The organism is Xanthobacter sp. DMC47, assembly GCF_056313845.1.
The window spans coordinates 713,049-725,345 of record NZ_JBQUZM010000001.1 but is presented as its reverse complement, the minus strand read 5'-3'; the positions used below and the strand labels follow the sequence as shown (position 1 = coordinate 725,345).

Below are 12,297 nucleotides of genomic sequence, written 5' to 3'. Positions count from 1 at the left end.
GGCGTCAGGCGAGGGCATCGGCGATCGCCTTTCCGCAGCTGAGCGTGTTGGCGGTCCCGCCGATGTCGGCCGTGCGCCCCGCAGGATCGGCCAGCACCCGCTCGATGGCCCGCTCTATGGCCGCGGCGGCGTCCATTTCCCCGAGATGCTCGAGCATCATGGCCGCCGACCAGATCTGGCCCACCGGATTGGCGATGCCCTTGCCGGCGATGTCAGGCGCCGAGCCGTGCACCGGCTCGAACAGCGAGGGGAAGGTCCGGTCCGGATTGATGTTGCCCGAAGGCGCGATGCCGATGGTGCCGGTGCAGGCGGGGCCGAGATCGGAGAGGATGTCGCCGAACAGGTTGGAAGCGACCACCACGTCGAAGCGGTCCGGGTGCAGCACGAACTGAGCGGTGAGGATGTCGATGTGGTACTTGTCGGTGCGCACCTCCGGATAGGTCGCCGCCATCGCTTCCACCCGCTCGTCCCAATAGGGCATGGTGATCGCGATGCCGTTGGACTTGGTGGCCGAGGTCAGGTGCCGGTTCGGCCGCCGCATGGCCAGCTCGAACGCGAATTTCAGCACCCGGTCCACGCCGTGGCGCGACATGACGGTTTCCTGAATCACCAGTTCGCGGGGCGTGCCGGGATACATGCGCCCGCCGATGGAGGTGTATTCGCCCTCCGTGTTCTCGCGCACCACCCAGAAATCGATGTCGCCCGGCTTGCGGCCGACGAGGGGGCAGGGGACGCCGGGCATCAGCCGCACGGGGCGCAGATTCACATACTGGTCGAACTCCCGCCGGAACTGGAGCAGCGAGCCCCAGAGCGAGACATGATCCGGCACCGTGTCCGGCCAGCCAACCGCGCCGAACAGGATGGCGTCCGAGGTGCCGACCCGCGCCTTCCAGTCCGCCGGCATCATCTCGCCGTGGCGGGCGTAGTAATCGCAGCAGGCAAAATCATGCCAGGCGAGATCGAGGCTGAAGCCATAGAGCGCCGCCGCCTTCTCCAGCACGCGCACGCCCTCGGGCATCACTTCCTTGCCGATGCCGTCTCCGGGGATGACGGCGATGCGATAGTGTCTTGCGGCCATGGTCACGTTTCCTGCGATATGTGGGAGATTGGGGTCAGACGGCGGCCGTGAGGCGCAGCCCGCCCATGTGGAAGGCCTTGGGTTCCAGATATTCGGCGATGCCGAGGTAGCCGCCCTCGCGGCCGAGCCCGGACTGCTTCACGCCGCCGAAGGGCGCCACCTCCATGGAGATGGCGCCGGTGTTGAGCCCGACCATGCCGAATTCCAGCGCCTCGCCGACCCGCCAGGCGCGGTGCATGTCCTCGGTGAAGAAATAGGCGGCAAGGCCGTAGGGGGTGCCATTGGCGATGGCGATCGCCTCCGCCTCGGTCTCGAACCGGAACACCGGGGCGACGGGGCCGAAGGTCTCCTCATTGGCGAGCCGCATGTCGGTGGTTGCGCCGGTGAGGAGGAGGGGCGCGACGAAATTGCCCTCCGCGCAGGACTCTTCGGCCTGCTGCGCCACGCGCGCGCCCTTGGCCAGCGCGTCGGCGACGTGCGCGTGCACCTTTTCGGCGGCAGCGCGGTTGATGAGCGGGCCGATGCCGACGCCCGGCTCCGTGCCCGGTCCGACCTTCTGCGTGGCGATGCGCGCGCCGAGGCGGGCGACGAAGGCGTCGTGGATTCCCGCCTGCACCAGAATGCGGTTGGCGCACACGCAGGTCTGTCCGGCATTGCGGAACTTGGAGGCCATGGCCCCCTCCACCGCAAGGTCGAGGTCGGCATCGTCAAAGACGATGAAGGGCGCGTTGCCGCCCAGTTCCAGGCTGAGCTTCTTCAGCGTCCCCGCCGAGGCGCGCATGAGATGGGCGCCGACACGGGTCGAGCCGGTGAAGGAGATCTTGCGCACCACAGGGTTCGATGTGAGTTCATCACCGATGGCGGCCGGCAGGCCCGTCACCACGGAGATGACACCGGCGGGAATGCCGGCCCGCTCCGCCAGCTTCACCACAGCCAGAGCGGAAAATGGCGTCAGCTCCGACGGCTTGATGACCATGGTGCAGCCGGCGGCGAGGGCCGGCGCGCATTTGCGGGTGATCATCGCGATTGGGAAATTCCATGGCGTGATGGCGGCGGTGACGCCGACGGGCTCTTCCAGCATCAGGATGCGCCGGTCAGCCCCGGGCGCGGGGATGGTGCGGCCGTAGATGCGCCGCGCCTCCTCCGCGAACCACTTCACGAAGGAGGCGCCGTAGCGCACTTCCCCCTCCGCCTCGGCGAGGGGCTTGCCCTGTTCGGCCGTCATGATCCGCGCGAGGTCCGCGCCGTTGGCGAGGATCAGGTCGTTCCAGCGCTCCAGCAGACGCGCGCGCTCGGCGGCCGGCACGGCGCGCCACGAGCGGAATGCGATCTCGGCCGCCTCGATGGCCCGCCGCGTCTCGGCCGCGCCGCAGGCCGGAACGGTGCCCACGGTCCGGACGGTGGCGGGATCCTCCACGGCGAGCGTCGCGCCGTCATCGGCGGCGCACCACTGCCCGCCGATGAACGCCGCTTGGACGAGGAGGCTCGGGTCGGCGAGGTTGAGGACGTGTTCAGCGGCCAGGGACATGGGCGAGGCTTTCAATAGCCGCGGCTGCGTTCGACGAGGCCGACCATCGGCTCGCCCGCGGCGTGGCGGCGGAGATTGTCGAGGAGGCTGATGACGGCGGTCTCGGGCCGGGTGAGGCTCGCGACGTGGGGCGTCAGCAGGATGCGCGGATGGCTCCAGAACGGATGCTCCGGCGGCAGCGGCTCCGGCTCCGTGACATCGAGGACCGCGCCGGAGAGGGTGCCGGCATCAAGGGCGGCGACCAGATCCTCGGCCACCACATGGCCACCGCGGCCCGCATTGACGATCCGTGCGCCCGTCGGCAGCCGCGCGAACAGCCGCGCATCGAGAATGCCCCGCGTCTCGGCGGTGAGCGGCAGCAGGCAGACGAGGATGTCGGTGCGGGCCAGGAAGGGCCCGAGCCCGGCCTCGCCCGCGAAGGTCTCCACATTCGGAATGTCCCGGGGCGAGCGGCTCCAGCCCGCCAGCGGAAAACCGAAGGCCGCAAGCGGCGCGAGCGCCGCCTGTCCCAGCGAGCCGAGCCCCATGATCCCGACGCGCCGTTGCGCTGCCGGGGTTTCATAATGCTGCGCCCAGAGGTGCCGCTTCTGCTGGTCGATATAGGTCGGCAGGTCGCGGTGGAGCGCGAGGACGGCCATGGTCACGTATTCGACCATGCCCTCCACGATGCCGGGCTCCACCATGCGCACCACGGGAATGCGGGGCGGGATGCGGGTGAGGTCGAGGTGGTCCACGCCGGCCCCGGTGGAGAAGATCACTTCGAGGTTCGGAAACGTTGCGGCGAGGTCCACCCGCACGTCCCAGACGGCGACCCAGCGGATGTCGGCCGGGTCTCCCATGTCGGGCCAGATGCGCACGTCGATATCCGGCGCCATTTCGCCGATCAGCCGGCGCCAGATCTCGCCCCGGGCGGGATCGGCCATGTAGAGGAGTGCCATGGGTGAAGCCTGATGTGCGTGAGGGGGTTCAGGAAACGGCGACCCACAGCTTGCGCACGGTCTCCAGCGTTTCCCAGGTTCCGACGAAGCCGGGCCGCAGCACGAACGTGTCGCCGGCGCAGAAGCGACGCGGGGCGCCGCCATCCTCCGTCAACACGACCACGCCGGAAAGGATCGTGCAATATTCCCAGGTCTCGCCCTTGATGGAGCGCGTGACGCCGGGCGTCGCCTCCCAGATGCCGGTGCGGATGTCCCTGTGGCCGGCCGCCGCGATTTCCCAGGTCTTGTAGCTCGGGTCGCCGGCGATCAGCCGGTCCGGCGCCGGCTTGCTTTCGCGCGGCGTTCCGGGGGCGGCGAGGTCGAAGGCGATGAGGTTGCTCATGGTCGCGGTTCCAGACGGCAGATCGGGAGGCAGAGGGAGGCAGGCGCCGGCCTAGCTGGGCCACCGCATCTGAGAGGAAGCGTGCAGGGTCTCAGGCGTCGGCGTTCTTCCGCGGCGCGGTGCGGGCGCTGAGGGAGACGAGGATCACCATGAGGAAGGAAACCGCCGTCAAAAGCGTGCTGATGGACGCAATCGTCGGATCGATCTCGTCGCGCAGCGCCGTGAACATGCGCTTGGTCAGCGTCTGATTCTCGCCGCCCGAGACGAAGATGGCGACCACCGTCTCGTCCAGCGCCGAGATGAACGCGAACAGCAGGCCCGAGATGACGCTCGGGCGGATCTGCGGCAGCGTCACGATGAAGAAGGTGCGCAGCCGGTTCATGCCGAGGCTGCGGGAGACCATCTCCTGCGCGGGATCGAACTTCCTCAGGCCCGTCAGCACCGAGATGATGACGAAGGGCAGGCCGAGCATGACGTTGGCGAGGATGAGCCCGCTCATGGTCGCGAGCAGTCCCACATTGGCATAGACGAGGAAGACGCCGACGGCGGTGATGACGATGGGCACGACGAGCGGCAGGAGCAGCACCACCTGCAGGCTGCGCACGAGGCGCGACGTGGAGAGGTTCAGCGCATAGGCCGCCGCCGTTCCCAGCACGGTCGCGAGGATCGCGCTTGACACGGCGAGGATCAGGCTAACCCGCGTCGCCTGCATCCAGGCGGCGCTTTCCAGATAGGCCTCGTACCACCTGAGCGACCAGGAGGGCGGCGGGAAGGCGAGGAAACGGGCGCCGGAGAAGGACATCGGAATGATGATGAGGACGGGGATCATCAGCCAGACGAGGATGAGGCCCACGGCCACGTACAGGACGATGCGGGAGAGGGACATGATCAGCGCGCCCCCATGATGCGTTCAAACGGGATGATGAGGCTCGCCAGCCGGAAGATGAGGAAGACGCAGGCGAGCAGCACGATGCTGATGGAGGAGGCGGCGCCCCACTCGTTGTAGACCTCGATGTTCCGCGAGACGAGCATGGAGACCATGTAGGTGCGCCCGCCGCCCAGGAGTTCCGGCGTGATGTAGAAGCCCAGCGTCAGCACGAAGACTAGGACCATGCCAGCCACCACCCCGGGGAGCGACAGGGGCAGGAAGACCCGCGTGAAGACGTAGAAGGGCGAGCCCCCGAGGCTCGCGCCTGCCATGGTGAGCTCGGCCGGAATCTTCTGCATGGTGGCGTAGAGCGGCAGCACCATGAAGGGCAGGAGAATGTGGACGGTCGCGATCACGGTGCCCAGCTCGTTGTTGACCAGCGCCAACGGGTTCTGGATCAGCCCGAGATCGGTCAGCAGCGTGTTCACGAGGCCGCGCCGCTGCAGCAGGATAAGCCAGGCGTAGGCGCGCACCAGCACGCTGGTCCAGAAGGGCAGGATCACCATCGCGAGGATGACGATGCTCCATCGCCGCGATGCGCCGGCCGCCACATAGGCGATGGGATAGCCGAGAAGCACGGTCGCCGCGGTGACGATGAAGGCGATGCGGAAGGTCTGCAGGAAGGTCGTCAAATAGACGGGATCGCTGAAGAACCGCGCATAATGGGCCAGCGTGAAGGCGCCGTCCTGGCGCACCGACTGCCACACCAGCCAGCACAGCGGCACGATCAGCAGGCAGCCGACCACGGCAAGCGAGGGCGCGAGCAGCAGCAGGACGAGACGCTGCTCCCCCCTCTTGTGGGCAAGCGACGGATCGGTTGACGAGGCCGACATGGCGGGCTCCTGGAGGATCTTTGGGAGCAGTGTTGCGGGGCGGGCGTCGGCCCGCCCCGAAAGAGGCATTGCCGCGGGGGCTTACTTCTGGACGAAGCCCGCCCAGCGCTTGATGGCGTCTTCACCGGCGGGCGAGGCCCACCAGGCCTGCGACACCAGCGCCTGCTTGGACGCATTCTCCGGAGCGCTCGGCATCTGGGCCGTGCGCTCGGGCGAAATCTTGCCGGTGGCGTAGGCGGCCGGGTTGCCCGGGCCGTAGTCGATATAGGCGGGGAAGTTCGCCTGGATGTCCGGCGTCATGGCGGCATTCACGAACTTGTAGGCGGCCTCAAGATTGGGCGCGCCCTTCACGATGCACAGGGAGGTTTCCTGCAGCAGGCCCTGGTTGAAGGTGAAGCTCACCGGGGCCCCTTCCTTCATCACCGCGGCGACGCGGCCGTTCCAGGCCATCTCCATGTCGATCTCGCCATCGGCCAGGAGCTGCGCCGACTGGGCGCCGGAGGTCCACCACACCGTGATGTGCGGCTTGATCTGCTCCAGCTTCTTGAACGCCCGGTCCACGTCGAGCGGATAGAGCTTGTCGGCCGGCACACCATCGGCGAGCAAAGCGGCTTCCATGGTCGCCTGCGGATGGTTGCGCAGGGCGCGGGTGCCGGGGAAGGCCTTCACGTCCCAGAAGTCCGCCCAGGTCTGCGGCGCCTTGCTCGCGAACTTCTTCTTGTTGTAGGCGAGCACCGACGAATAGAACTCGTAGGCCACCGAATAGGGCGTCTTGTATTGCGCCGGCATGGACGCCGCATTGGGGATCTTGGAGAAGTCCAGCTTCTCGACCATGCCTTGGTCGCCGCCGCGGACGCAGATGGTGGTCGGCGCGTCGATGACATCCCAGATGGGCTTGCCGGTGGCGGCCTGGGTCTTCAGGACCGGCCAGGCATCCGGGGCGCTGTCCTGGTTGATGGTGATGCCCAGCAGCTTGGCCGCGGGATTCAGGATGGCCTTGGTCTGGGCCTCCTGATAGGCGCCGCCCTGCGAGACGAAGGTGATCTGCTCTGCAGAGGCGGTGGCCACCGACAGGGCCAGCGCCGCGGTCATCACCGGGATCGAGACTGAAAAGCGCATGCCTTTTCTCCTCTTGGCCGCTTCGGGCCCTTGCCGTCTGGAAGCTTCTTGCTCGTTCGCCGTCATCGTCCGATGGCGTCGAGGAATTGATAGGCGCCCGCGACCAGCCGCACCGCCGGCTCCCGCAGGGCATAGAAGGGAATGGGGTGGAGCGGCTGCCGGGTGATGAGCCCGAGGTCGGGCCGGCCCCCCGTCAACAGGTTTGCAACATGCCGTCCGATGCCGGAAGCGAGCGCGACGCCGGTACCGTTGTAGCCGACGCTGTAGACGATCCGGTCATCGAGCCGCCCGAGATGGGGGAGGCTGTCCATGGTCATTGCGACGAGGCCGGACCAGCGGTGGGTTACCTTCACCTGCGCGAGTTCCGGAAACTGCCGCACCATTGCCTTTTCGAGCGCGGTGTAGGCGCTCTGCCGGTCGGTCTTTCCGAAGGCGCCGCGGCCGCCATAAAGCAGGCGATCGCCGGCTTTGCGGAACCAGCGCATCATGCGCCGCGTCTCGGTGTAGCTGCGGCCGGTGCTGAGCAAACGCGCGCCCGGCGTGCCGGCCAGCGGCTCGGTCGCGATCATCGCGGAGCGGAAGGGAATGATGGAGGTGCGCACGGCCGCGGTGGCGGGGGTGATATCGGAATAGGAATTGGTGGCGATCACCACCTGCCGGGCGGTGATGCGCGCATCGTGCGTCTCGATCACCACGCCCGCGCCCTCGCGGCGCAGGCTCAGGACCGGCGAGCGCTCATGGATGGCGATGCCCGCCGCCTTGAGCCCGGCGGCGAGCCCCAGTACGAAGTTCAGCGGATGGATGATGCCGCCATGGGTGTTCAGCATCCCCCCGGTGAACCCATCCGAGCCGGTCTCCGCCGCGACCTCCTCCTTGCTGAGGATGGAGATCGCGGTGTCGCCGAGCGCCCCGCGCAGCCACTCCGCCTCGGTCTTCAGTTGCTCCAGCGTATGCGCGTTGTGGGCACAGCGGAGCGAGCCGGTGGGACGGTAGTCCGCCCCCGCGATGCCCAGCTCCGCGATCAGCTCGCCCACGTGTGCGATCACCTCGATGCCCAGATCGTGCATCGCGCGGGCGGTGTCGATGCCGTGCCGGGTGGCGATGTCTCGGAAGCCCAGCCGGAACTTGCCGGAGACGACGCCGCCATTGCGCCCGCTGGCACCCCAGCCGATGCCGTTGGCCTCCAGCACCACAGGCGACAGGCCGGCCTTGGCCAGATAGTGAGCGGTGGTGAGGCCGGTATAGCCGCCACCGATCACCGCCACGTCGAAACTCTGGTTCCCCCGCGCGCTCGCGAAGGTGGGCCGGGCGACCGACGTCGCCTGCCACAGCGAAGGAATGTCGGTCGGGAGCGCGGGGGTGAGCATGGTGTCGTGCCTTCTTTCGCTCAGGCTGCCGCGCGGGAGGTGTCGAGTTCCGCATCCACGGCATCCGCAAGTTGCTTCAGCGTGGAGAAGTGGAAGTCCGGCTTGGTCAGCACCTTCGGGTCCGGCGTGCCGCCGAAGCCCTTCAGGCCCTGGCGCCGCTCGATCCAGCAGGTGGTGTAGCCCTCGGCCTTGGCGACGCCGATGTCGTGATACTGGCTCTGCGCCACATGCAGGATCTCCGACTGGCGGAAGCCGTGGGCGGACTGGCGGCCCTTGTTGAAGGCGAAGAAGCGCGGATCGGGCTTGGCGCAGCCGGTCTCGTCGCAGGTCACGCTGTCGTGGAAGGGGTTTTCGAGCGTCGCGGAATAGGCCGAAAAGGCGGTGCGGTCGGCATTGGTCATGGCGACGAGGCGGAAATTCTTGCGCAGCCGCCGCAGGGCGTCCACCGAATCCGCGAACGCCGGCCAGCGCAGCACGGCGAGCTGGAAGGCCTCGGCGGTGGCCTCATCGTCGTTGAAGCCGCGTTCCGCCGCGAGGGACAGATAGACGTCTTTCATGGCAAAGGAAGACCGGCCATAGAACTTGTCGCGGCCGCGCTTGTAGGGCTCGAAGATGTCGTCGTCGCTGGCGGCCGCGGCCTTCGGGCCGCCCAGTGCGCGCACGGCGTTCAGGACACCCGTCTCGAAGTCGATGAGCGTGCCGACCACGTCGAACGTCAGGACCTTGAACTGAGAGAGCTTCATCTTACGCTTTCCTTGTGAATCTCGCATTCGGGAGCGGGGAAGTCAGGGCGCCTGAGGCACCACGATGGTGTCGTCGGGATGCAGGCGGACGGCGATGCGTTCGCCCGGCGCCTTCATCCTGGAGCGGTTTTCGTGATTGCTGGGCACCCTCAGGCTCAGCCGCGCGCCGTGGTCCAGATCCACGAACATGCGCACGCTCTCGCCCTGATAGAGCGCCTCCGAAACGGTGCCGGTGAGGATGTTCGCGGAGGTGTCCGCGCCGTCCTGCACCACCGTGAGTTTCTCGGAGTGGATGGCGAGGAAGAGCTTCAGATTGTGCGGGATCGGCCGTCCCGAGACGATCCGCGTGCCGCCCAGATCGACGCTATTGTCGTCGATGCGCGACACCGGCAGGAGCGTCGCCTCGCCGATGAAGCCGGCCACGAAGGAATTCACCGGATGGTCGTGCAGCCGCTCCGGCGCATCGACCTGGACGATACGCCCCTTGTTCATGATGGCGATACGGTCGCTCATGGTCAGCGCCTCGCGCTGGTCGTGCGTCACGTAGATGATGGTGGCGGCCAGCTTGCGGTGCAGATGCTTGAGTTCGATCTGCATCGTCTCGCGCAATTGCTTGTCGAGGGCCGAAAGCGGCTCGTCCATCAGGATGAGCCGCGGCTCGAAGATCATCGCCCGGGCGAGCGCGACGCGCTGGCGCTGGCCGCCGGACAATTCGTGGATCTTGCGGTCGCCGTAGCCACCAAGCTCCGTCATCTCCAGCGCCGCCTTCAACTTGGCCGGCCATTCGGACTTCGGCATGCGGCGGGCGCGCAGGGGAAAGGTCACGTTCTCGGCGACGCTCATGTGCGGAAAGAGCGCGTAGTTCTGGAAGACGATGCCGATGTCGCGCTTGTGCGGCGGGGCGAACGTGATGTCCCGTTCGCCCAGGAAGACCGACCCGGAGGAGGGCTGGACGAAGCCGCCGAGGATGCCCAGCAGCGTCGTCTTGCCGGACCCTGAGGGTCCGAGCACGGAGACGAACTCGCCGGGCGCCACCTCCAGGCTGACGTCGTTGAGGGCGCAAAAGCCGGCGTAGTGTTTGGTGGCGTTCCGGATCGATACGCCGACGGTTCCGGAAGATGCTGGCCTGGTCATCTTGCCCCGCTCTGAAAAGCAACGCGGCAACGTTACATCGCATGTGCGGCCAGACGAAAAGGCCCGTGCGCGTGCGCACGTCCGCTCGCCGTCGCGATGCCGTTCCCCTTTGTCTCTGGCTTTATGGCTCTTCGCGAGCCTTCGTTGGGCCTTAGAAGACCAACGTTGCGCGGCCGGTTCAATTGAAAAAAAATCCCGGCTAAGTTACATCATGTAAATGCGTAAAATCCGGCTCGCCCTGCCGTCCATGAACGGCTTCTTCACGTTCGAGGCCGCGGCACGCTGCGGGAGTTTCGCCCGCGCGGCCGGCGAGCTGAATGTCACGCCGGCCGCGGTCAGCCGCATGATCGGTCGCCTCGAGGACCACATCGGAACCGTGCTGTTCAACCGCCTGCCCGGGGGCGTGACGCTCACCGAGGCCGGGCTCATTCTGTACGAGGCCATCTCGCGGGGATTTTCCGGCATCGAGCACGCGCTGCGGGAAATCGAGGATCGCAATGCGGGGGTGGAGACCGTGACCCTTTCGGTCTCGACGGGGTTCACCACCCATTGGATCATGCCGCACATGGCGGAACTGAAGCGCACCTTCCCGACCGTGGAGCTTCGGTTCGAGCTCATCATGTCCGCCTTGACCGGGCCGGTCACCGACGTCGATCTCGGCATGCGTTTCGTGAACGGGCCGGATGAGCGGCACGAGGCGGCCTACATCATGCCCGAGACGCTGCTGCCCATCTGCAGCCCCGGCTACAGCGAGGCGCACCGCGGCCCGCTGAAAGCGACCGAGGAGACGCTCATCTTCCTCAGCGAGGCGCAGCCCGACTGGTCGCATCTGTTCTTTCCCGAGGACCCGAACTCGGCCGTCAATTCGATGATCTTCTCGGACTACGCCATCGTCGTGCAGGCGGCGCTGCTGGGGCAGGGCGTGGCGTTGGGCTGGCTGAATGTGATCTGCCACTGGCTGCGCAACAAGATGCTCATTCCCGCGAGCCCGCGGCTGATGACGACCGGGCGGCACTGCCAGTTCGTGCGCTCGCGCGACAAGGCCGCGAGGGCGATTGTCACCGAGGTGCGGGACTGGATCATCGCCCGCATCCAGGAAGACATCGCCGTCGTCGCCGAACTCCATCCCCAGCTTGGCCTCGATGAGGTGCTGGAGCAGGGGGCGCGTCTGGTGCCGTGATCCGGGCCGGGTTCGTGCGGAAGAGCCGGGTCCTCAGATGCGCGGCGTCGGCAGATCGAGTTCCTGCGTGATCCAGGTGGCGAACATGCGCACCGCCCGCCGCGCTTTCGCGGCACGGGGGAAGACCAGATAGTGCCCGACATAGGTGACGTCGTTGGCCTTGCCGGCCAGTGGCGCCACCAATTGCCCGCGGGCGATCTCGCGCTCGGCGAGGCGGGTGGATTCGAGCGCGATGCCGAGCCCGTCCACCGCCGCCGCGATGGCCATGAAGGAGCGGTCGAAGCGCGAGCCGCGCGGGCCGGGCGGGGCGACGCCGTTGGATTCGAACCAGTGGTTCCAGCGCACGCGCTTGTTGTCGCTCTCGATCAGGTCGTGTTCGAGCAGGTCCAGCGGTCCTGATATCCGCGCGGCCATTTCCGGCGCGCAAAGGGGCGTCACCGTCTCCTCGCCGAGGGGCACCACGATCAGCCCTTCCTGCCGGGGCGGGCCGTAGCAGATGTCGGCGTCGAACTCGTCATGCTCAAAGCGGGGATAGTCCACGCCGGCCGCGAGGCGCACCTCCAGCCCCGGCTGCTTGGCGAGCAGCGTGCGCAACCGGGGGAGCAGCCATTGTGCCGCCAGCGAGGGCGCGCAATGCAGCCGCAGCAGGTTCACCGAGCGGGCGCCGACCATCTCGATGCCCTGCCGCATCTCGTCGAAGCCGGCCGACACATGGCGCATCAGCGCCTCGCCCGCCGGATTGAGCCGCACCGCTCGACCTTCACGCTCGAACAGGGCCGCGCCCATCAGATCCTCCAGCTTGCGCACCGCGTGGCTAATGGCGCTGGGCGATATGCCCAGCTCCTCGCCGGCAACACGGAAGGAGCCGCGCCGCGCGGCGGATTCGAAGGCCTGGAGGGCGGAGAGGGGAAGGCGCTTCATGCGATCACTCATGAAGGAAGCCGCTGGGGAAGGGCGGATGGTTCGAGGCGTTAGATGAGCATGGTTCATCCATTCGCGCAATTTTTGCGTTTTTCAGCCGGGAAAAGGCGAGCCAGTATCACCCTTACAAAAAGAGGCCCCTCGTG

12 protein-coding genes are annotated in these 12,297 nt (G+C 67.3%); 1 reads left to right on the top strand and 11 read right to left on the bottom strand.

Going from position 1 to position 12,297, the window contains the following annotated elements:
* Positions 1–4 precede the first annotated feature (4 nt).
* From ACT54R_RS03445 to ACT54R_RS03400, 10 genes are all read right to left on the bottom strand, one after another.
* Complete coding sequence (locus ACT54R_RS03445; protein ID WP_476323661.1) at positions 5–1,078, bottom strand: tartrate dehydrogenase; 1,074 nt, start codon at positions 1,076–1,078, stop codon at positions 5–7.
* A 34-nt stretch (positions 1,079–1,112) separates the two neighbouring features.
* Positions 1,113–2,606 carry an NAD-dependent succinate-semialdehyde dehydrogenase gene (locus tag ACT54R_RS03440; RefSeq protein ID WP_476323658.1) on the bottom strand — a complete coding sequence of 498 codons (1,494 nt, stop codon included), beginning with the start codon at positions 2,604–2,606 and terminating at the stop codon, positions 1,113–1,115.
* Positions 2,607–2,617: 11 nt separating this feature from the next.
* Positions 2,618–3,544, bottom strand: coding sequence for a 2-hydroxyacid dehydrogenase (locus tag ACT54R_RS03435; protein WP_476323655.1), 927 nt, complete (start codon positions 3,542–3,544; stop codon positions 2,618–2,620).
* Positions 3,545–3,572: 28 nt separating this feature from the next.
* Positions 3,573–3,926 (bottom strand): cupin domain-containing protein, encoded by a 354-nt coding sequence (locus ACT54R_RS03430; protein ID WP_476323652.1) that lies wholly within the window; start codon positions 3,924–3,926, stop codon positions 3,573–3,575.
* A 91-nt stretch (positions 3,927–4,017) separates the two neighbouring features.
* Positions 4,018–4,812, bottom strand: a complete 795-nt coding sequence (locus ACT54R_RS03425) for an ABC transporter permease (protein WP_476323649.1) — start codon at positions 4,810–4,812, stop codon at positions 4,018–4,020.
* A 2-nt stretch (positions 4,813–4,814) separates the two neighbouring features.
* Positions 4,815–5,687, bottom strand: coding sequence for an ABC transporter permease (locus tag ACT54R_RS03420; RefSeq protein ID WP_476323646.1), 873 nt, complete (start codon positions 5,685–5,687; stop codon positions 4,815–4,817).
* A gap of 81 nt (positions 5,688–5,768) precedes the next feature.
* The gene (locus ACT54R_RS03415; protein ID WP_476323643.1) at positions 5,769–6,806 is read right to left on the bottom strand and encodes an ABC transporter substrate-binding protein; all 1,038 of its coding nucleotides are present in this window, start codon (positions 6,804–6,806) and stop codon (positions 5,769–5,771) included.
* A 62-nt stretch (positions 6,807–6,868) separates the two neighbouring features.
* Positions 6,869–8,173: an NAD(P)/FAD-dependent oxidoreductase gene (locus tag ACT54R_RS03410; protein WP_476323640.1), complete on the bottom strand. Its 1,305-nt coding sequence runs from the start codon at positions 8,171–8,173 to the stop codon at positions 6,869–6,871.
* A 20-nt stretch (positions 8,174–8,193) separates the two neighbouring features.
* Positions 8,194–8,916 carry an HAD-IA family hydrolase gene (locus tag ACT54R_RS03405; RefSeq protein ID WP_476323637.1) on the bottom strand — a complete coding sequence of 241 codons (723 nt, stop codon included), beginning with the start codon at positions 8,914–8,916 and terminating at the stop codon, positions 8,194–8,196.
* 42 nt (positions 8,917–8,958) lie between these two features.
* Positions 8,959–10,050 (bottom strand): ABC transporter ATP-binding protein, encoded by a 1,092-nt coding sequence (locus tag ACT54R_RS03400; protein WP_168461158.1) that lies wholly within the window; start codon positions 10,048–10,050, stop codon positions 8,959–8,961.
* Between the two features lie 217 nt (positions 10,051–10,267).
* Between ACT54R_RS03400 and ACT54R_RS03395 the strand changes: the two genes are divergently transcribed.
* Positions 10,268–11,230, top strand: a complete 963-nt coding sequence (locus ACT54R_RS03395; RefSeq protein WP_168461156.1) for a LysR family transcriptional regulator — start codon at positions 10,268–10,270, stop codon at positions 11,228–11,230.
* Between the two features lie 33 nt (positions 11,231–11,263).
* On the opposite strand, the gene ACT54R_RS03390 is transcribed toward ACT54R_RS03395, so the two are convergent.
* Positions 11,264–12,151, bottom strand: a complete 888-nt coding sequence (locus ACT54R_RS03390) for a LysR substrate-binding domain-containing protein (protein WP_476323630.1) — start codon at positions 12,149–12,151, stop codon at positions 11,264–11,266.
* Between the last annotated feature and the right edge of the window lie 146 nt (positions 12,152–12,297).

Bases quoted from the DNA above. Each gene is read 5' to 3' on its own strand.
- ACT54R_RS03410 (WP_476323640.1), bottom strand. From the start codon at position 8,173: ATGCTCACCCCCGCGCTCCCGACCGACATTCCTTCGCTGTGGCAGGCG.
- ACT54R_RS03415 (WP_476323643.1), bottom strand. From the start codon at position 6,806: ATGCGCTTTTCAGTCTCGATCCCGGTGATGACCGCGGCGCTGGCCCTG.
- ACT54R_RS03400 (WP_168461158.1), bottom strand. From the start codon at position 10,050: ATGACCAGGCCAGCATCTTCCGGAACCGTCGGCGTATCGATCCGGAAC.
- ACT54R_RS03435 (WP_476323655.1), bottom strand. From the start codon at position 3,544: ATGGCACTCCTCTACATGGCCGATCCCGCCCGGGGCGAGATCTGGCGC.
- ACT54R_RS03420 (WP_476323646.1), bottom strand. From the start codon at position 5,687: ATGTCGGCCTCGTCAACCGATCCGTCGCTTGCCCACAAGAGGGGGGAG.
- ACT54R_RS03390 (WP_476323630.1), bottom strand. From the start codon at position 12,151: ATGAAGCGCCTTCCCCTCTCCGCCCTCCAGGCCTTCGAATCCGCCGCG.
- ACT54R_RS03445 (WP_476323661.1), bottom strand. From the start codon at position 1,078: ATGGCCGCAAGACACTATCGCATCGCCGTCATCCCCGGAGACGGCATC.
- ACT54R_RS03405 (WP_476323637.1), bottom strand. From the start codon at position 8,916: ATGAAGCTCTCTCAGTTCAAGGTCCTGACGTTCGACGTGGTCGGCACG.
- ACT54R_RS03430 (WP_476323652.1), bottom strand. From the start codon at position 3,926: ATGAGCAACCTCATCGCCTTCGACCTCGCCGCCCCCGGAACGCCGCGC.
- ACT54R_RS03440 (WP_476323658.1), bottom strand. From the start codon at position 2,606: ATGTCCCTGGCCGCTGAACACGTCCTCAACCTCGCCGACCCGAGCCTC.
- ACT54R_RS03395 (WP_168461156.1), top strand. From the start codon at position 10,268: ATGCGTAAAATCCGGCTCGCCCTGCCGTCCATGAACGGCTTCTTCACG.
- ACT54R_RS03425 (WP_476323649.1), bottom strand. From the start codon at position 4,812: ATGTCCCTCTCCCGCATCGTCCTGTACGTGGCCGTGGGCCTCATCCTC.